Origin of the sequence: Streptomyces sp. PH10-H1, from assembly GCF_030063355.1 — a bacterium.
Lineage (GTDB): Bacteria > Actinomycetota > Actinomycetes > Streptomycetales > Streptomycetaceae > Actinacidiphila.
In genome coordinates this window covers 23,567-41,702 of the sequence record NZ_JASISZ010000048.1, presented here as the reverse complement: position 1 = coordinate 41,702, position 18,136 = coordinate 23,567, and the positions used below count along the sequence as shown (strand labels likewise).

Here is an 18,136-nt window from a genome sequence, read left to right as displayed (position 1 = left end):
TCAGTGACCCATGCCCAATCCGCCGTCTACGGGAATGACGGCACCAGTGATGTATGCGGCCTCGTCGGAGGCGAGAAAACGGACCGAGGAGGCGATCTCCGCGGTCTGCGCGTAACGGCCCAGCGGGATCTGGCCGACGATGTTCGTTCGCTGCTCGTCGCTGAGCGAGCGGGTCATGTCGGTGTCCACGAAGCCGGGGGCGACGACGTTCACGGTGATGTTGCGCGAGCCGAGCTCGCGGGCGAGGGAGCGGGCGAAGCCGACCAGGCCTGCCTTGGAGGCGGCGTAGTTCGACTGGCCCGCAGAGCCCAGCAGCCCGACGACCGAGGAGATGAGCACGATGCGTCCCTTGCGGGCGCGGAGCATCTTCCGGGCGGCGGCCTTGACGACGCGGAAGGTGCCCGTGAGGTTGGTGTCCAGGACGGAGGTGAAGTCCTCATCCGTCATCCGGAGCAACAGCTGGTCGCGGGTGACACCGGCGTTGGCCACCAGCACCTCGACCGCGCCGTGCTTCTCCTCGATCTCCTTGAAGGCCTGCTCGACCTGCTCGGCGTCCGTGATGTCGCACTTCACCGCGAGGAAGCCCTGGGGTGGTTCGCCCGAGCGGTACGTGATGGCGACCTTGTCGCCGGCGTCGGCGAAGGCCTGGGCGATGGCGAGGCCGATGCCCCGGTTTCCTCCGGTGACGAGAACCGAGCGGCTCAACGGATCACCCTTTCCCATAGTTGTGGCTATCTCCACGAAAACTATCGTTCCAGGCACCGTTACAGGGAACCGGGCCCGACAGGGGCATAAGGCTGTCCCTGTCGGGTCCCGACAGTCGAGGGCTTACGACCGGCCCCGCTCCCTATCGCAGGGCAGCTCGTTACGCCTTCGTGCCGGACGCCGTCCGGCGGCGGCCGCGGAGGATCATTCCGACGGCTCCCGCGGCGAGGACGGCGCTGCCGCCGAGTGCCGTCGTGAGGGTGCCGGCGGTCCGGCCGCTCGCTGCCGCGTTCCGCGTGACGAGGGACGTGTCCCCGCCGTGGCCGTGGTGGCTGACCGTCGACCGGCTCACTCCGGCGGCGATCTGCTGGTCGCTCGGCGCGGCGGGGGCCGCGGCGGCGGTGCCCTGTCCGAAGACGACATCGGAGCAGCCGTAGAACGCCTCCGGGCTGTCGGTGCGCTGCCAGACCTGGTAGATCAGGTGCCGGCCGGACCGGCTGGGCAGCGTCGCGGTGAAGTTGTAGTAGCCGCTCGGCGCGGAGGCCGTGGTCGTGTAGGTGGCGATCGGGGTGGTGTCCAGGTCGGACCACTTGAGCGGCTGGGTCGGGTCGTAGCCGGCCTTGGTGATGTACAGGGTCATGACACCGCGGTGGGGCGCGGTGACGCGGAAGCCGACGTTGAACGCACCGGGGGCGACGCTGGTGGCGCGCCAGTCGGTGCGGGCCATGTCGAGGGCCTTGTACTTGTCGCGGTTCGCCGAACACAGCTTGCCGTCGGGGATGATCTCCCGGCTGTGACCGTCGGCGTTGGCGATGTTCACCTCGTTCCAGTCGTATAGCGGCTGGGTGCCGCTCATGGCGACCAGGTCCTTGCAGACCTGCGACTGCGGGTGCTCGGGGCCTTGCGCGTAGCAGGCGGAGATCCGGCTGACGGGGCTGCTCAGGGCGCCGTGCGCGCTGGCCGGTACGGGGGTGAGCGCGACGAGCATCAGCGAGGCGGCGCCCGCGGCACCGATCGCCGCCGCTCGGCGGAGTGCGGGGAGTGCGGGGATTCCTGGAAGTGCGGGGAGGTGGGGTGCTGGCATGTGGGGTGCTGGCATGGGGGGGGCTCCTTCTCGTGCTGTTTCTCGTGCTGTTTCTCGTGCACTGCGGACAGGGGCGAGGGTGGACAGCAGCCATGAGCATAGGATTGGCCTAGACCAACAACAAGAGGCCTGCTCCCATCGCCTTCTGACGGAGCATCATGGAATCCGGAGGCGCACCGGAAACGCCCTGGCAGTCCGGACTGTCCGACGGGCATGATTCACTGCGCAGACCTGTCGAATTGGGCGAAGGGGGAGGCCGCTGTGCCGCACGAGGTCGATCAGTCATTCCTGGCGCTGCCATTGCGGGCGCTGGCCGACGCGGCGCTCGCCCGTGCCCGCGCGCTCGGCGCGGATCACGCGGACTTCCGTTTCGAACGCGTCCGCAGCGCCGCCTGCCGGCTGCGGGACGCCAGACCGGCCGGCTCGTCGGACGACACGGACACGGGCTACGCGGTCCGCGTCGTGCACGGCGGCGCCTGGGGCTTCGCGTCCGGCGTCGACCTGAGCATGGACGCGGCGGCGCGGGTGGCGGGCCAGGCGGTCGCCATGGCGCGGCTGTCGGCGAAGGTGATCGCGGCCGCGGGATCCGACGAACGGGTCGAGCTCGCGGACGAACCGGTGCACGCGGAGAAGGTGTGGGTCTCCGAGTACGGGATCAACCCCTTCGACGTGCCGGACGCCGAGAAGACCGCGCTGCTCGCCGACTGGAGCAGCCGGCTGCTCGCGGCGGAAGGCGTCGCGCACGCGGACGCGTCCCTGCTGACGGTCCAGGAGAACAAGTTCTACGCGGACACCTCGGGCACCAGCACCACCCAGCAGCGGGTGCGGCTGCACCCGCAGCTCACGGCGGTCGCGGTGGACCCCGGCTCCGGCGAATTCGACTCCATGCGCACCCTCGCCCCGCCGGCCGGCCGCGGCTGGGAGTACCTGACCGGCACCGGCTGGGACTGGGACACGGAACTCGCGGAGATCCCGGCCCTGCTCGCGGAGAAAATGCGCGCGCCCTCGGTGGAGGCCGGTTCGTACGACGTCGTCGTGGACCCGTCCAATCTGTGGCTGACCATTCACGAGTCGATCGGCCACGCGACGGAGCTGGACCGCGCGCTGGGCTACGAGGCGGCCTACGCGGGCACCTCCTTCGCGACCTTCGACCAGTTGGGCACCCTGAAGTACGGCTCCCCACTGATGAACGTCACCGGTGACCGCACCGCGGAGCACGGCCTTGCCACCATCGGATACGACGACGAGGGCGTGGCCGGGCAGTCCTGGGACCTGGTGAAGGACGGCACCCTGGTCGGGTACCAGCTGGACCGCCGGATCGCGAAGCTCACCGGCTTCGAGCGGTCCAACGGCTGCGCCTACGCCGACTCCCCCGGCCATGTGCCGGTCCAGCGGATGGCGAACGTATCGCTCCGGCCCGCGCAGGACGGACCCTCGACGCAGGAGCTGATCGGCGGCGTCGAGCGCGGCATCTACATCGTCGGCGACCGCTCCTGGTCGATCGACATGCAGCGGTACAACTTCCAGTTCACCGGCCAGCGGTTCTTCCGGATCGAGAACGGCCGGCTCGCGGGCCAGCTCAAGGATGTCGCCTACCAGGCCACCACCACCAACTTCTGGGGCTCGATGGAAGCCGTCGGCGGCCCGCAGACGTATGTGCTCGGCGGCGCCTTCAACTGCGGCAAGGCCCAGCCCGGCCAGGTCGCGGCCGTGAGCCACGGCTGCCCGTCCGCACTGTTCCGCGGTGTCAACATCCTCAACACGACGCAGGAGGCAGGCCGATGAACGCGGTACCGCCACGGGCGACCCCTGCCGCCGCAGCCCCCAGCCGGGGGTCCGGGGGTCGCCCCCCGGGAAGACACAGCCTCAACACGACGCAGGAGGCCGGCCGATGAGCCCGCGTACTACCGCGCCGCACGAGATCGTCGAGCGCGCCCTGGCGCTGTCCCGCGCCGACGGCTGCGTCGTCATCGCCGATGAGGAGTCCAGTGCCAACCTGCGCTGGGCGGGCAACGCGCTGACCACCAACGGGGTGACCCGGGGCCGTACCCTCACCGTCATCGCGACGGTGAACGGCTCGCAGGGCGCCGCCTCCGGTGTGGTGTCCCGGTCCGCGGTGACCGCCGACGACCTGGAGCCGCTGGTCCGTGCCGCGGAGGCGGCGGCCCGTGCCGCGGAGCCGGCCGAGGACGCCCAGCCGCTGGTCGAGGGAACCCCGCACTCCGCCGGCTTCACCGAGCCGCCCGCCGAGACCTCCTCCGAGGTCTTCGGGTCGTTCGCCCCCGCGCTGGGCGAGTCCTTCGCGACGGCGCGGGCCGGCGGACGGCAGCTGTACGGCTTCGCGTTCCACTCGGTCACCTCCGCCTACCTCGGCACCTCCACCGGACTGCGGCTGCGGCACGACCAGCCGAACGGCACCATGGAGCTCAACGCCAAGTCGCCGGACCGCTCCCGCTCGGCCTGGGCCGGGGCCTCGACCCGGGACTTCAAGGACGTCGACCCGGCGGCACTCGACGCGGAGCTCGCGCAGCGGCTGGCCTGGGCGGAACGCCGTATCGAGCTGCCCGCCGGCCGGTACGAGACCCTGCTGCCGCCGACCGCCGTCGCGGATCTGGCGATCTACCAGATGTGGTCGTCCGCCGCCCGGGACGCGGCCGAGGGCCGCACCGTGTTCAGCAAGCCCGGCGGTGGCACCCGGGTCGGCGAGCGGCTCTCCGAGCTGCCGCTGTCGCTGCGCAGCGATCCCCACGCGCCCGGCCTGGAGTCGGCGCCGTTCGTGATCGCGCACGCCTCGGGGGACGACTCCTCGGTGTTCGACAACGGCCTCCCGGTCGGCCCGGTGGACTGGATCCGTGACGGGGTCCTCACCCATCTGCTCACCACCCGGCACAGCGCGGGCCTCACCGGCCTGCCGGTGACCCCCGCCGCCGACAACCTGATCCTGGACGGCGGCGGCACCAAGTCGCTGGAGGAGATGGTCGCCGGCACCGAGTACGGCCTGCTGCTGACCTGCCTGTGGTACATCCGCGAGGTGGATCCGGCCACACTGCTGCTGACCGGCCTCACCCGGGACGGCGTTTATCTGGTCGAGAACGGCGAGGTGACGGGCGCGGTGAACAACTTCCGGTTCAACGAGTCACCGGTGGACCTGCTCGGCCGCGTCACCGAAACGGGCCGCACCGAGCGGACGCTGCCGCGCGAGTGGAGCGACTACTTCACCCGGGCCGCGGCGCCGGCCATGCGCATCCCGGACTTCAACATGAGTTCGGTCAGCCAGGGGGTCTGACCCGGAGATGACCGAGATGGCGGCGATGGACGAGAAGCGGACGGTCAACGTCTCGAAGCTCCTGGCCCTGGTGCTGCGGCACAACCCGGGAGCGATCGGGATGACGCTCGGCGAGGGCGGCTGGGTGGCGGTGGACGCGCTCATCGCCGCCTGCGGCCGGGCGGGCCGCCGGTTCTCACGCGCCGAGCTGGACCATGTCGTCGCGACGAACAACAAGAAGCGCTTCGAGTACTCGGCGGACGGCCGCCGCATACGGGCCAGCCAGGGGCACTCGGTCGAGGTGGACCTCGGCCTGGCCGCCGCGCAGCCCCCCGCTGTGCTCTACCACGGCACCGCGACCACGACCCTGCCGCGGATCCTCCGGGAGGGGCTGCGGCCGATGACCCGGCAGGACGTCCATCTGTCGGCGGACGTGGAGACGGCCGTGCGCGTGGGCTCACGGCACGGCCGTCCTGCGGTGATCGAGGTGGACGCGGCGGCGCTGGCCGCCGATGGTCATGTGTTCCGGGTGAGCGCCAACGGAGTGTGGCTGACGGACCGGGTGCCGCCGGCACGTCTGCGGCAGCGCCCAGTCTGAGTCCGGGGGCCGCCGGACCGGGCTCAGGCTCAGGCGGCTTCCTTCTTGCCTCTGACCGCGGCCCACAGTCCGTCGCCCACGGCCACCACCGCGATGGCGCCGAGCAACTGCAGCAGGTGCCGGGTCCAGTCGATGCCCGCCGTGTCGTTGACGCCGATCCAGGTCGCCACCGAGTTGCCCAGGATGCTGCCGAGCATGCCGAAGATCGCTGTCAGCCACAGCGGGATGGCCTGCTTTCCGGGAAGAATCGCCTTCGCGATGAGACCCAGAACGAGACCGAGGATGATCGCCCACAACCAACTCATGTCGCTCGCCTCCTCGATTCCGAGTGACGGTGCACTCGTGACGTCAGTCTGATCCGGGGCGGGCTACGCCGCATGTCGGGGGCGTCCATACGCTGTACGACGGGGTGGACGCGCCACTCGCGGTACGCCCCCGGTCTCGAATGCGGCGGACTCGCGGCGTACCGTTGGAAGAGTCGCGGGCGGGGTCCCGCGGCGGAATTCGGTACGGTCCGGCGGGCCGAGCAGGCGGTGGAATGTGATGTGGAAGCGCAGCGGCGGCGAGGTCATCCGGATCACCGGGGCCCGCACGAGCCTCACCGAGGACGTACAGGGCAGACAGCGCCGCTACGTCATCTCGATGCTGGTCCGTACCGCAGCGGTCATCGCGACGGTGACCTTGTGGAATGTGCAGCGGCCGCTGGCCTGGGTCGCGCTGGTCCTGGGCGCGCTGCTGCCGTATGTCGCGGTGGTCATCGCGAACGCGGGGCGGGAGAACGCGCCCTCACTGCCGTCGTCCTTCGTTCCGCCGCCCACCCTGCCGATGCTGGAACAGGCCGTCGTGGAGGTTCCCGCGGAACCCGGAACGGAACATCTGGGCGGTCCGTACCAAGGTCGGAGTTGATCCGTACCAATCCTCAAAGCTCAAGAAAAGCTCAGATCAATCATGAGGATCCACTCCACCGCGGGGGTGCTCGCGTGACATACTTCGTACGCGCTCCGCATCCCCCGTCGGAGCGACGGACCGACGCCGGGCAGCTCCCCCCGTGGCTGCCCGGCGTCGCCATGTTTACTGGCTGGCATGAACGACGAGACGCCGATCTGCTCGGCCAAGGGCTGCCGCACCACCGCCGCGTGGGTGCTGGCGTGGAACAACCCCAAGATCCACACTCCGGACCGCCGGAAGACCTGGCTGGCGTGCGCTGAGCACCGCGAGCACCTGTCCCAGTTCCTGGGCATGCGGGGGTTCCTGAAGGACGTCGTGCCGTTCGAGGACTGGCAGGACCCCGAAAACCCCGGGACGCCCGAGAACCCCGAGGCTCCCGCGGCGTCCTAGGACTCCCGTGACCCAGCCCGGTCCGGCGCTAGGGCCGGTCCGGCGCTAGCCGCCGATCGCCGACATCGGGCGCTCCGGCTGCAGGAACGTCGGGTCGTCGAGCCCGGAGCCGGCCTTCTTGCCCCACATCGCGGTCTTCCACAGTCCGGCGATCTCCGCGTCCGTGGCGCCGGAGCGCAGCGGGGCGCGCAGGTCGGACTCGGTGCGGGCGAAGAGGCAGTCGCGCACCTGGCCGTCGGCGGTGAGCCGGGTGCGGTCGCAGGCGCGGCAGAAGGGGCGGGTGACGGAGGCGATGACGCCGACCCGGGCCGGGCCGCCGTTCACCAGCCAGCGTTCGGCGGGGGCGGAGCCGCGGACCCCGTTGGGCTCGGGGGTGAGGGAGAAGCGGGCCTGGAGGCTCTCCAGGATCTCCTCCGCGGTGACCATGTCACTGCGCTGCCAGCCGTGCTGCGCGTCCAGCGGCATCTGCTCGATGAACCGCAGCTCGTAGTCGTTGTCGACGGCCCATTGGAGCAGGTCCGGCGCCTCGCCGTCGTTCAGTCCGCGCATCAGCACGGTGTTGATCTTGACCGGGGTCAGGCCGGCGGCGCGGGCCGCTTCCAGACCGCCGATGACGTCATGGTGGCGCTTGCGCCGGGTCATGGTCTGGAAGACGTCGGGGCTCAGCGTGTCCAGGGAGACGTTGACCCGGTTCAGGCCGGCGTCCCGCAGGGCGGCGGCGGTGCGGGCCAGGCCGATGCCGTTGGTGGTCAGCGAGATCTTGGGGCGGGGTTCGAGGACCGCGACCCGCTCGACGATGCCGACCAGGCCGGGGCGCAGCAGCGGCTCGCCGCCGGTGAAGCGGACGTCCTTGACGCCGAGGTCGGTGACGGCTATCCGTACCATCCGGACGATCTCGTCGTCGGTGAGCAGCTCGGGCTTGGCCAGCCACTGCAGGCCCTCTTCGGGCATGCAGTACGTGCAGCGGAGATTGCACCGGTCGGTCAGCGAGACCCGCAGATCAGTGGCCACGCGTCCGTAGGTGTCGATGAGCACGCGCTCCGCCTCCCTCGCGGGCACCCGGTGCACCCGCCGTCTCCAGCTTAGGACCACGGTGACCCACCGCGTATCGCCGCAGCGTACGCGATGGGCCCTCATTGCAACAGTTTGTTGAATGAGCTGTGGGCGGTCCGGTCAGTGGGCGCCGGCACCGGTCATGGAGCGCACCTCCAGCTCCTTGTACTTCTCCAGGTCCGGCTCCTCCTTGGACAGCATCGTGCCCAGCCAGCCCAGCAGGAAGCCCAGCGGGATGGAGACGATGCCGGGGTTGGACAGCGGGAACCAGTGGAAGTCGCTGCCGGCGAAGAGGGCGTCCGGGGCGCCGGAGACGACCGGCGAGAAGACCACCAGCAGGACCGAGGAGGCCAGGCCGCCGTAGATCGACCAGGTCGCACCCGAGGTGGTGAACCGCTTCCAGTACAGGCTGTACAGGATGGTCGGGAGGTTGGCGGAGGCGGCGACCGCGAAGGCGAGGGCGACCAGGGCCGCCGCGTTGAGTTTGGTCGCGTACATGCCGAGCCCGATGGAGACCGCCCCGATCGCGACCGCGGCGAGTTTGGCGGTGATGACCTCGTTCTTCTCGCTGACCTTCCCCTTGCGGATGACGTTGGCCCACAGGTCATGCGCGAAGGAGGCGGACGAGGCGAGCGTGAGGCCGGCGACGACCGCGAGGATGGTGGCGAAGGCGACCGCCGAGATCACCGCGAGCAAGATCGCGCCGCCGGTGGTGCCGGGACCGCCGCCGACGTACTCGGCGAGCAGCGGCGCCGCCGTGTTGCCCGACTTGTCGCTCGCCTTGATCTTGGCGGCGCCGACCAGGGCCGCGGCGCCGAAGCCGAGGGCGATGGTCATCAGGTAGAAGCCGCCGATGATGCCGATCGCCCAGTTCACGGATTTGCGGGCGACCTTGGCGGTGGGCACGGTGTAGAAGCGCACCAGGATGTGCGGCAGCCCGGCGGTGCCCAGCACGAGGGCCAGGGCGAGCGAGATGAAGTTGATCTTACTGGTGCTGTCGATGCCGTACTTCAGGCCCGGCTCCAGGAACGCGGAGCCCTTGCCGCTCTTCTCGGCCGCGGCGCCCAGCAGTGTGGACGGGTTCCAGTGGAACTTGTTGAGCACCAGGATCGTGATCAGCAGGGTGCCGAGGATCAGCATCACGGCCTTGATGATCTGCACCCAGGTCGTGCCCTTCATGCCGCCGATCGTCACGTACAGCACCATGACGACGCCGACCAGCGCCACGATCAGCCGCTTCGGGCCCTCACCGGTCACGCCGAGCAGCAGCGAGACCAGGGCGCCCGCGCCTACCATCTGGGCCAGCAGATAGAAGATCGACACGATGATGGTCGAGGTGCCCGCGGCGGTGCGCACCGGACGCTGGCGCAGCCGGTACGCGAGCACGTCGGCCATGGTGAAGCGGCCGGAGTTGCGCAGCGGTTCCGCGACCAGCAGCAGGGCGACCAGCCAGGCGACCAGGAAGCCGATGGAGTAGAGGAAGCCGTCGTAGCCGACGAGCGCGATGGCGCCGGCGATGCCGAGGAACGAGGCGGCGGACATGTAGTCGCCGGAGATCGCCAGACCGTTCTGGAACCCGGTGAAGCCGCGGCCGCCCGCGTAGAAGTCGGTGGCGTCCTTCGTCTGACGGCCGGCCCAGACGGTGATGCCGAGGGTCGCGACGACGAAGACCGAGAAGAGCGTGATGATCAGCGCGCGGTGTTCGCTCGCCGCCGCCGCGGCCAGGGTGATCGTGCCGGTGCTCATGAGCCGCCCTCCAGCGTGGCGCCGTTCTCCAGTCGGGCCTTGATGGCCGCGGCGCGCGGGTCGAGCTTGGCGTTCGCGTACCGCGCGTATATCCAGGCGATGAGGAACGTGGTGAGGAACTGGGCCAGGCCGAAGACGAACGCCACGTTGATGTTGCCGACGACCTTGGTCGCCATGAACCCGCCCGCGTAGCTCGACAGCAACACGTACAGCAGATACCACGCGAGGAAGGCGACGGTCACCGGAAAGGCGAACGTCCGGTAGGAGTGGCGCAGTTCGCCGAATTCCGCGGTCGCCTCCACCTCGGAGTACGAAGCGGCGCTCGGCGGGCCGGGAGTGGCGGACGGTGGTGCGGGATCCACGGTGCCTCCATGAGTGATCTGCGTCACGCGATGATCGGAGACCGCATGTTAGAGGTGTGACGGCGGGTGTTCAACAGGCCATGGGTGAAAACTGCCGCCATCCGGCGGAGGACCGACACCGGGGCCCGGGCGGTTCGTTGTACAGAACGCCCAGCACCGTCGTGAAGCGGCCCTGACGCGGCCGTGACGTAAGCCCGAGGACACCGCCCGTGAACACCACGCCGAGTTCCCCGCCACCCGGTCCGCACCGGCTGCCCTACGGGGCCGTTCGGTTGACCGGCCCGGTGGTGGCGGCGCCGCGGCCCACCGGACGCGCGGCACCCGGCCGCTGGTACGGACCGCGGGTGGTCATACCGCTGTTGAGCTTCGAGGCGCTGCGGTCCGGCCGGAGCGGTGGCTGACGCGCCGCCGGTCCGAACAGAAATCCGGTAGGAATCCGGGATTTCTACCGCAATCCATTGATGGGGCCGACAGTACGACGATAGCTTCCATCGTCATGTACCCGTCCAACGGCAACCCCGCCGTCCGGACGGGTCGTTGGACGATTGGAGATCCCATGGTTCCGCTTCACAGACGGTCCGGACGGCGGCGCGTACTCGCGGCGACCGTCGGCATGGCGATGGCCGCGGCCATCACTGTCCTGCCCGGCGCCGCTTCGGCGGTCGCGGCGGACGGGACGGCGGCGGCCGAAGGCCCGCTGCTGTCGTACGTGGTGAACACCAAGGTGGACCACGGCACCATCAAGAGCGTCGAGCGTGCGATAGGCAAAGCCGGCGGCCAGGTCGTCATCTCGTACGAGAAGATAGGCGTCATCGTCGTCCACTCGGCGAACCCGGGCTTCGCCGCCGCGATACGTGAGGCCCATGGAGTGGAGACCGCGGGCGCGACCCGCACCTCGGCCATCGCCCCCGCCTCGACCACCGAGCTGGGCGCGCCGGAGAAGCTCACCGCCGCCCAGGTCGCCGCGGCCACCGCGAAGGCCGGCGCCGGGCAGGAGCCGCTGGAGCCCAACCAGTGGGATCTGCGGGCCATCAAGGCCGACCAGGCAGCCATGGTCAACCCGGGCAGCAGTAAGGTCACGGTCGGTGTCATCGACACCGGCATCGATGACACCCACCCGGATCTCGCCGCCAACTTCTCCGCCTCGCAGTCCGCGAACTGCGTCGGTGGTGTCGCCGACACCACCCCGGGCGCCTGGCGCCCCTACAACCCGGCCACCGACTACCACGGCACGCATGTGGCGGGCGAGATCGCCGCCGCGCGCAACGGCATCGGCGTGGCCGGTGTCGCACCCGGCGTCAAGGTCGCGGCCATCAAGGTCAGCGAACCCGTCACCAGCCTGTTCTACCCGGAGAGCGTGGTCTGCGCCTTCGTCTTCGCCGCCGACCACGGCATCTCGGTGACGAACAACAGCTACTACATCGACCCGTGGCTCTACAACTGCCTCGACGACCCCGACCAGCGGGCGATCGTCGACGCCGTCAACCGCGCCTCGAAGTACTCGGAGCGCAAGGGCGTACTGAACGTCGCCTCGGCCGGCAACTCCAACAACGACCTCGACTCCCACGCGCTCACCGACGCGTCCAGCCCGGACGACAGCACCGCGGTCACCCGCACCGTCGACCCGCACCAGTGCTTCGACATCCCGACCCAGCTGCCGGGTGTCGTCACGGTCTCCGCGACCGGCGTGCAGAACCTCAAGTCGTACTACTCCAGCTACGGCCGGGGCGTCATCGACGTCGCCGCCCCCGGTGGTGACAAGTACCAGATCCCGGACACCCCGGGCAAGAACGGCCGCATCCTGTCCACCCTGCCGGGCAACACGTACGGCTATCTGCAGGGCACCTCGATGGCCAGCCCGCACGTGGCCGGCGTCGCGGCACTGATCAAGAGCAAGCACCCGAACGCCACGCCTGAGCAGATCCAGTGGATCCTCAAGGCCGAGGCCGACAACCCCGGCTGCCCGACGGGCCTGTACGACCCGGACGGCAACGGCGTGCAGGACGCTACGTGCACCGGGCCCCAGCGCGTGAACAGCTTCTACGGCTTCGGCATCGTCGACGCCCTGGACGCCGTCACCAAGTGACGTTCTAGGCCGCAATCGCCGGCCGGGCTTGAAGAACGAGCCCGGCCGGCCGGACTACAGCTTGACGATGACCTTCAGGGCCGTGCGCTCGTCCATCGACTTGTAGCCGCCGGGAACGCCGTCCAGGTCGACCGCGACGTCGAAGACCGGGGACGGGTCGATGGCGCCGGACAGGATGTCGGGGAGCAGCTGCGGGATGTAGGTGCGGACCGGGGCGACGCCGCCGCGCAGCGCGATGTTGCGGTTGAACATCTCGCCGAGGTCCAGGCCGGTGCCGCTGCCGTGCGGGACGCCGACATAGCCGATGGCGCCGCCGTCGCGGGTGATGCCCACGGCCGTACGCATGGACTGCTCGGTGCCGACCGCCTCGATGACGGCGTGGGCGCCCTGGCCCCGGGTCAGCTCGCGGACGGCCTCGATCGCGGCCTCGCCGCGCTCGGCGACGACGTCGGTGGCGCCGAACGCGCGGGCTATGTCGGTCCGTGCCTCGTGCCGGCCGAGCGCGATGATGCGGTCGGCGCCCAGCCGCTTGGCGGCGAGCACACCGCACAGGCCGACCGCGCCGTCACCGACGACGGCCACCGTCGTACCGGGGCCGACGCCCGCGCCGACGGCGGCGTGGTGGCCGGTGCCCATGACGTCGGAGAGCGCGAGCAGCCCGGACAGCAGGTGATCGTCGGAGAGCGCCTCGGCGGGCAGCTTGACCAGGGTCGCGTCGGCGAAGGGGACCCGGACGGCCTCGCCCTGGCCGCCGTCGGAGCCGACCGAGCCCCAGAAACCGCCGTGCACGCAGGAGGTCGTCAGCCCGTCGGCGCAGTACTCGCACACGCCGTCGGACCACATGAAGGGGGCGACGACCAGGTCGCCGGCCGTGAGGCCGGACACCTCGGAGCCGGTCTCCTCAACGACGCCGAGGAACTCATGGCCGATGCGCTGCCCCGGCTCGCGGGCGGATTCACCGCGGTACGCCCACAGGTCACTGCCGCAGACGCAGGCGCGGACCACCCGGACGACGGCGTCGCCGGGCAGCCGGACCGCCGCGTCGGGGACCTCCTCCACCCTGATGTCGAACGGGGCGTGGATGACGGTGGCGCGCATGGGGGTGTCCTTGCTGCTCAGCTCAATGGGGTGACTTCACGGTACGCCTGTGGCCGGGACGCCGCGCGCGATGGGTCCCCGGTCAGGGCGGCGGCCAGCAGGTACTGGGCCGCGAGATAGGTCAGCATGATCCAGAAGTCATGGGCCGGGAGAAGCGGCCAGTCGGCGATACCGGCGGCGATGAGCGTGTCGGAGAGCAGAAACAGGGCGCCGCCCGCCGCCGCCCGCGCACCCAGCCCGGCGGCCCCGGCGGCCATCGCGGTCAGCAGCAGGCTGTAGCCCGCGACCGGGATCCGCAGGGACGCGTCCAGCCCGCCCCACAGCAGCGTTATCACCACGAGCCACACCACGGCGTACCCGGCGGCGCGCCGGAGCGTCGCCCGGCGGTCGGCGAAGGCCCCGCGCCGTACGAAGAGCACCAGGTAGCAGACGTGCCCGGCGGCGAAGGAGCCCATTCCGGCCAGGAACGCCAGGTCGCCGCCGATCTGCAGTGCGACATCGCCGCCCCAGCCGAAGAGGAGCGCGGCGATCAGCGGCCGGGGGCCGCCGCGGGCCGCCGCCCATCCGGCGAGGACGGGCATCAGGGCGGGCTTGGTGAGGTGCCGCGCCAGGTCCCAGCCCGCGAGGACCGCGACCAGGTGGACGGCTCCGATGACGGCGAACGCGGCGAGCAGCGTCCGCGCCGTTCGGGCACGGCTCACGCGGTCCGCTCCGCAGCGGCTGGTGCGGCGGACGTCGTGGTGGCGGCAGCGGTGGCCGGGGCCGGCTGCCAGCCGGGGCCGCGCAGGACATGGCCGAAGCGGGCCCGCCAGGTGGTGGCGGCCGCCACGTCGCGGGCGATGGACGCGTACTCATGGGTGGCCACGCGCAGCGGGTTGTACGTGCTGATGTTCTTGGTGAGGCCGAAGACCGGCCGCTCCGTCTCCGGTGCGAAGGAGCCGAAGAGGCGGTCCCAGACGATGAGGATGCCGCCGAAGTTCCGGTCCAGGTAGCCGCCCTGGGAGGCGTGGTGCACCCGGTGGTGGGAGGGAGTGTTGAGCAGGTACTCGAAGGGTCGGGGCAGCTTGTCGACCCGCTCGGTGTGCACGAAGAACTGATAGACGAGATTGGCCGAGGAGCAGAAGGCCAGCGCCGCCGGGTGCACTCCGCAGGCGATCATCGGGACGTAGAACGGCCAGACGGTGAGGCTGGTCCAGGGCTGCCGCAGCGCGGTGGAGAGGTTGAAGTTGCGGCTGGAGTGGTGCACCACATGGCAGGCCCACAGCAGCCGGATCATGTGGTGCCCCCGGTGCGACCAGTAGTAGAAGAAGTCCTGGCCGAGCAGCATCAGCGGCAGCGTCCACCACAGCACCGGGATGCGCAGCGGGGTGAGCTCGTAGACCGCGGTGTAGACCGCGACGATGGGGATCTTCCACAGCAGGTCGAAGACCAGGCTGCCGAGCCCCATCGTGATACTGGTGGCGGCGTCCTTGGCGGCGTAACCCGCGGCGTCCTCGTCGGGATGGAAGCGGTAGCTCACCATCTCCAGGACGGTGAGCAGGACAAAGGCCGGTATCGACCACAGCACGACATCGGGCAGTTGCGGCATGACCGCACGATAGGGGCGCTCGGGCGGTCACCGCTAGAGGTTGTTACCGACAAGTACGCCGGCTGTTACGGCAACCGTTACGGCCGCACTCGGTCCAACGGGGTTCCGGCGGCATTCCGGCGGCGTTCCGGCGGCGTTCTGCCCGCGTTCCGGCGGCGGCTCACCGGCCGGCCGGGGCCACGGGGGCCGCCGCCAGAGCCGCCTCCAGATCGGCCCGCTGACGGATGCCGAGCTTGCGATACGTGCTGGTCAGATGGGTCTCCACGGTACGTCGGGCCAGGTGCAGCAGCTCCGCGATCCCCGCGTTGCCGTGGCCCGCGGCGGCGAGATCCGCTATCCGGCGCTCGCTGGCCGTCAGGGCGCCGGTTCCGGTGTGCTGGATCCGGCGCGGGCGGGCGCCGCCGTCCCGCAGCGCCTGCCGCGCGAGCCGTCCCAGGCGTACGGCGCCGAGCCGCTCCGCGCGTGCGGCGGCCTCCCGCAGCACATCGCGTGCCTGTCCCGAATGCCCGGCGGCGGTGAGAGAGCGGCCCAGGTCGAGCTGCGCGGCGATCAGTTCGGGTTCGGCGGCCGGCGCCTCACGCAGCGCGGTGACGGCCTCCTCGATCAGTTCCAGACCGCGCCGGCCACCGGTGGCCGAGCCGAGCGCGCGCAGGGCGCGCCCCTCGGTCCTGGCCGTCCCCCAGATCCGGGCCAGCCGCAGCTCCTCGGCGGCGAGCGGCACCGCTTCGCCGCCCCGGCCGGTACGGACCAGACAGTCGGCCGCCGCCGAGCGCCACGCGGTGACGACGGGGCTCACCACACCGCGGCCGACCTGATGCCGCCCGCAGTCGGTGAAGTCCGCCAGCGCACTCGCGGGGTCGCCCTGCGCCGACCGCAGCACACCACGCGCGTACAGGAACTCGCACCACTGCCAGGAGTTGTCGGGTCCGGGACCCGCGAGCTTCCCGGCGAGCCGGCAGGCCTCGTCCAGCCGGTCGAGCTCGGTGAGCGCGATCACCGTCTGGGCGCCGACGTGGACATTGGCGGCGGAGTCCGGGTCGTCGGCGAGCCGGGCGAAGTCCCCCCGCATGACGGCCGCTTCGGCCCGTACGCTCACCAGGCACTCATGTCCCGGATGGAGCACCGGCTCGCCGAGCGGGACCCGGGCGGCGAGCCGTTCCGCCTCGTCGAGCCGGTCGGCCCACTGCGCGACGGTGGCCACGGAACCCAGCACGTACGGCTCCAGCAGCGGGTCCACCGCGCCCTGCGCGAGCAGCGGGCGCACCCGCTCCCAGGCCTGTTCCGCCGAGAGCAGTCCGGCGGCGGACTCGTATTCCGTGAGCATCGTCTCCGCCATCGGATCCGGGTCGCCCAGATGCCGCAGCCGCAGCAGTTCGGAGATCATCTGCCGCCAGCTCTCACCGTCGTGCGAGGCGATGAGCGCGGTCGCCGCCTGGACCGCGCTCAGCAGGTCGGGGCGGCCGGCGAAGCCGTCGGCGAGATCGCGCAGCACGGCGATCGCCGCCAGGACCTCGCCGTGCGCGGCGAGCGCCGTACCCAGCGCGCTGGCCACCCGTACCCGGCCGTGACCGTCCTGCTGCACGCGCAGCGCCTCGGCGAGCCGCCGCACCCCCGCCGGCCGCTCGATCCTGACCTCCAGACAGCCAAGCTCGGTGAGTACGCCGCCACGCCGCTCGGTGCTGAGGGGCTCGTCGAGGGCCCGGCGCAGATGGGCGACGGCGCGCGGAACGCCGTCCGCCTCCGAGCGGGCCTCCTGCGCGGCGGCGAGCAGCACATCGGCGGCCCACGCCTCGCCGACCGGGGGAACCGGCAGCAGATGCCGGGCGACGGCGCCGGCCCGGTCGCCACGCTCGTGCAGCAGCCGGGCCGCGGTGCGGTGTGCGGCGTCCCGGCGCTCCCGCGACAGGGTGTGCAGCACGGCGTCGCGCAGCAGCGCGTGGGCGAACCGGGCCGGCTCGCCGGCTCCGCCGGACCCGGCCGCCAGGAAGCCGTGGTGCCGCAGGGCTGCCGCCCAGCCGGCGAGCCGCGCGGGATCGGCGGCTTCGCGCGGACGCCGCTCCGCGCCGGTTCCGCTGCTCTCCTGGCCGCGCGCGATCTCGACACTCCGGCGGGCGGGTGTCCGGTGCTCGCTCCACCCACCGTCGCGTCCCGCTTCGGCCGTACCACTCCCGAGGATGCGCTCCATCTCGACGCCCTCGCGGGCAGCTGCCCGACACTCGTTCCACCTACCGTCGCGTCCCGCTTCAGCCGTACCACTCCCTTGGACGCGCTCCGCCTCCGCACCCCTGCGGGCGGCAGCCTCTCGTCCCGCTTCCGCCGCGCCGCGCAGGTGCCATCCGGTCAGCAGGCCGAGTGGGTCGTGTTCGTCCTGGACCATGGCCAGCGCGCGGACTGCGTCGGCGGTCTGCGGGCCGGCCGCGGCCAGCCACCAGGAGACGGCGTCGGCGTAGGCCCCGGGGTGGAGTTCCGCGACGCTCGACGGGGACCGTCCGGGCGGCTGCCCGGGGTTGAGCTCGGCCAGGTCCTCCAGCAGGGCGTGCAGCAGCAGGGGGTTGCCCGCGGTCGCCGCGGCGAGGCCGGGCGGCGGTTCGCCGCCGAGCCGGGCGCGGGCGATCGCGTCGACCGACCGCTCACTGAGCGGCGGCACCCGCACCGTGTGGACGAGTGAGGGGGCCAGGCCCCAGGCGATGCCGCGCGGAGCCGGCGTCATGTCGTACTGGTGACGCTCGGTCAGGATCAGCAGGACGGGCAGCCGGTCGAGCCGGGGCACGAGCCGGGCGAGCCAGGCACGGGAGGCCGGGTCCGCGAGGTGGATGTCGTCGACGGCCAGCGCGAGCGGGACGCCGCCGGGAGACAGCTCGTCGATGGACGCGGCCTCGGGCGCGCCGTCGAGCAGCCGGTGCACGACGGCCGGCTCCCGGCCGCCGTCGGAGCCGCTGGCAGAGCCGCTGGCAGAGCCGCCGTCCCGGTCGTACTCCGAGCAGCGGGTACGGCGGACGTCCAGGCCCTGCTGCCGGGCGAGTTCGGCGGCGGCGTCCAGTAGGGCGGTACGCCCGCTGCCGGTGCCTCCGCGCACCACGAGGAGCGCTCCCGCTCCCGCCTCGGCCCGCTGTGCGAGGCATCCCGCGACGGCCAGCTGGCTGTCGCGTTCGCGCAGGCCGAGCTGCTCCCCCACCGTGGCCACCACGCCCCTTCCGCCGCTGCGGCCCCAGG

The 18,136-nt window shown here is 71.4% G+C and carries 17 protein-coding genes; 7 read left to right on the top strand and 10 right to left on the bottom strand.

The annotated features are described in order from the left end of the window. Positions 1 to 705 (bottom strand): 3-oxoacyl-[acyl-carrier-protein] reductase, encoded by a 705-nt coding sequence (gene fabG / locus QMK24_RS25970; protein ID WP_283469202.1) that lies wholly within the window; start codon positions 703 to 705, stop codon positions 1 to 3. Between the two features lie 160 nt (positions 706 to 865). Beyond that, entirely contained in the window at positions 866 to 1,804 is a 939-nt protein-coding gene (locus tag QMK24_RS25965; protein WP_283469201.1) for a lytic polysaccharide monooxygenase auxiliary activity family 9 protein, read from the bottom strand. Between the two features lie 246 nt (positions 1,805 to 2,050). On the opposite strand from QMK24_RS25965, the gene QMK24_RS25960 reads away from it, so the two are divergent. The 3 genes from QMK24_RS25960 to QMK24_RS25950 all read left to right on the top strand — a co-directional run bounded on the left by QMK24_RS25960 (position 2,051) and on the right by QMK24_RS25950 (position 5,652). Continuing rightward, complete coding sequence (locus tag QMK24_RS25960; RefSeq protein ID WP_283469200.1) at positions 2,051 to 3,574, top strand: TldD/PmbA family protein; 1,524 nt, start codon at positions 2,051 to 2,053, stop codon at positions 3,572 to 3,574. A gap of 106 nt (positions 3,575 to 3,680) precedes the next feature. Then, positions 3,681 to 5,075 carry a TldD/PmbA family protein gene (locus tag QMK24_RS25955; RefSeq protein WP_283469199.1) on the top strand — a complete coding sequence of 465 codons (1,395 nt, stop codon included), beginning with the start codon at positions 3,681 to 3,683 and terminating at the stop codon, positions 5,073 to 5,075. A 25-nt stretch (positions 5,076 to 5,100) separates the two neighbouring features. Further along, a complete protein-coding gene (locus tag QMK24_RS25950; RefSeq protein ID WP_283469225.1) occupies positions 5,101 to 5,652 on the top strand; it encodes an RNA 2'-phosphotransferase in 552 nt (183 codons plus the stop codon). Positions 5,653 to 5,681: 29 nt separating this feature from the next. On the opposite strand, the gene QMK24_RS25945 is transcribed toward QMK24_RS25950, so the two are convergent. Further along, on the bottom strand, positions 5,682 to 5,957 hold the full coding sequence (locus tag QMK24_RS25945) for a GlsB/YeaQ/YmgE family stress response membrane protein (RefSeq protein WP_283469198.1): 276 nt from the start codon (positions 5,955 to 5,957) through the stop codon (positions 5,682 to 5,684). 238 nt (positions 5,958 to 6,195) lie between these two features. On the opposite strand from QMK24_RS25945, the gene QMK24_RS25940 reads away from it, so the two are divergent. Next, the gene (locus QMK24_RS25940) at positions 6,196 to 6,558 is read left to right on the top strand and encodes a DUF3099 domain-containing protein (protein WP_283469197.1); all 363 of its coding nucleotides are present in this window, start codon (positions 6,196 to 6,198) and stop codon (positions 6,556 to 6,558) included. A 177-nt stretch (positions 6,559 to 6,735) separates the two neighbouring features. Further along, a complete protein-coding gene (locus tag QMK24_RS25935) occupies positions 6,736 to 6,990 on the top strand; it encodes a hypothetical protein (RefSeq protein WP_283469196.1) in 255 nt (84 codons plus the stop codon). Positions 6,991 to 7,035: 45 nt separating this feature from the next. On the opposite strand, the gene moaA is transcribed toward QMK24_RS25935, so the two are convergent. From moaA to QMK24_RS25920, 3 genes are all read right to left on the bottom strand, one after another. After that, positions 7,036 to 8,025: a GTP 3',8-cyclase MoaA gene (gene moaA / locus QMK24_RS25930; protein ID WP_283469195.1), complete on the bottom strand. Its 990-nt coding sequence runs from the start codon at positions 8,023 to 8,025 to the stop codon at positions 7,036 to 7,038. A 138-nt stretch (positions 8,026 to 8,163) separates the two neighbouring features. Continuing rightward, positions 8,164 to 9,789 carry a monocarboxylic acid transporter gene (locus QMK24_RS25925; RefSeq protein WP_283469194.1) on the bottom strand — a complete coding sequence of 542 codons (1,626 nt, stop codon included), beginning with the start codon at positions 9,787 to 9,789 and terminating at the stop codon, positions 8,164 to 8,166. After that, positions 9,786 to 10,151, bottom strand: coding sequence for a DUF485 domain-containing protein (locus QMK24_RS25920; RefSeq protein ID WP_283469193.1), 366 nt, complete (start codon positions 10,149 to 10,151; stop codon positions 9,786 to 9,788). Before QMK24_RS25920 ends, QMK24_RS25925 begins: the two co-directional genes overlap by 4 nt. Positions 10,152 to 10,360: 209 nt before the next feature. On the opposite strand from QMK24_RS25920, the gene QMK24_RS25915 reads away from it, so the two are divergent. Next, a complete protein-coding gene (locus tag QMK24_RS25915) occupies positions 10,361 to 10,552 on the top strand; it encodes a hypothetical protein (protein ID WP_283469192.1) in 192 nt (63 codons plus the stop codon). 155 nt (positions 10,553 to 10,707) lie between these two features. Continuing rightward, positions 10,708 to 12,237: a S8 family peptidase gene (locus tag QMK24_RS25910; protein ID WP_283469191.1), complete on the top strand. Its 1,530-nt coding sequence runs from the start codon at positions 10,708 to 10,710 to the stop codon at positions 12,235 to 12,237. 54 nt (positions 12,238 to 12,291) lie between these two features. On the opposite strand, the gene QMK24_RS25905 is transcribed toward QMK24_RS25910, so the two are convergent. From QMK24_RS25905 to QMK24_RS25890, 4 genes are all read right to left on the bottom strand, one after another. Further along, a complete protein-coding gene (locus QMK24_RS25905) occupies positions 12,292 to 13,335 on the bottom strand; it encodes a zinc-dependent alcohol dehydrogenase family protein (RefSeq protein ID WP_283469190.1) in 1,044 nt (347 codons plus the stop codon). A 17-nt stretch (positions 13,336 to 13,352) separates the two neighbouring features. Beyond that, complete coding sequence (locus tag QMK24_RS25900; protein ID WP_283469189.1) at positions 13,353 to 14,036, bottom strand: lysoplasmalogenase; 684 nt, start codon at positions 14,034 to 14,036, stop codon at positions 13,353 to 13,355. After that, a complete protein-coding gene (locus tag QMK24_RS25895) occupies positions 14,033 to 14,923 on the bottom strand; it encodes a sterol desaturase family protein (RefSeq protein WP_283469188.1) in 891 nt (296 codons plus the stop codon). Before QMK24_RS25895 ends, QMK24_RS25900 begins: the two co-directional genes overlap by 4 nt. Positions 14,924 to 15,083: 160 nt before the next feature. Further along, positions 15,084 to 18,110, bottom strand: coding sequence for an ATP-binding protein (locus tag QMK24_RS25890; protein ID WP_283469187.1), 3,027 nt, complete (start codon positions 18,108 to 18,110; stop codon positions 15,084 to 15,086). Between the last annotated feature and the right edge of the window lie 26 nt (positions 18,111 to 18,136).

Excerpts from the sequence above, each read along its gene's own strand:
- QMK24_RS25965 (WP_283469201.1), bottom strand. The coding sequence starts at position 1,804 with ATGCCAGCACCCCACATGCCAGCACCCCACCTCCCCGCACTTCCAGGA.
- QMK24_RS25955 (WP_283469199.1), top strand. The coding sequence starts at position 3,681 with ATGAGCCCGCGTACTACCGCGCCGCACGAGATCGTCGAGCGCGCCCTG.
- QMK24_RS25950 (WP_283469225.1), top strand. The coding sequence starts at position 5,101 with ATGGACGAGAAGCGGACGGTCAACGTCTCGAAGCTCCTGGCCCTGGTG.
- QMK24_RS25945 (WP_283469198.1), bottom strand. The coding sequence starts at position 5,957 with ATGAGTTGGTTGTGGGCGATCATCCTCGGTCTCGTTCTGGGTCTCATC.
- QMK24_RS25940 (WP_283469197.1), top strand. The coding sequence starts at position 6,196 with ATGTGGAAGCGCAGCGGCGGCGAGGTCATCCGGATCACCGGGGCCCGC.
- QMK24_RS25935 (WP_283469196.1), top strand. The coding sequence starts at position 6,736 with ATGAACGACGAGACGCCGATCTGCTCGGCCAAGGGCTGCCGCACCACC.
- QMK24_RS25925 (WP_283469194.1), bottom strand. The coding sequence starts at position 9,789 with ATGAGCACCGGCACGATCACCCTGGCCGCGGCGGCGGCGAGCGAACAC.
- QMK24_RS25910 (WP_283469191.1), top strand. The coding sequence starts at position 10,708 with ATGGTTCCGCTTCACAGACGGTCCGGACGGCGGCGCGTACTCGCGGCG.
- QMK24_RS25905 (WP_283469190.1), bottom strand. The coding sequence starts at position 13,335 with ATGCGCGCCACCGTCATCCACGCCCCGTTCGACATCAGGGTGGAGGAG.
- QMK24_RS25895 (WP_283469188.1), bottom strand. The coding sequence starts at position 14,923 with ATGCCGCAACTGCCCGATGTCGTGCTGTGGTCGATACCGGCCTTTGTC.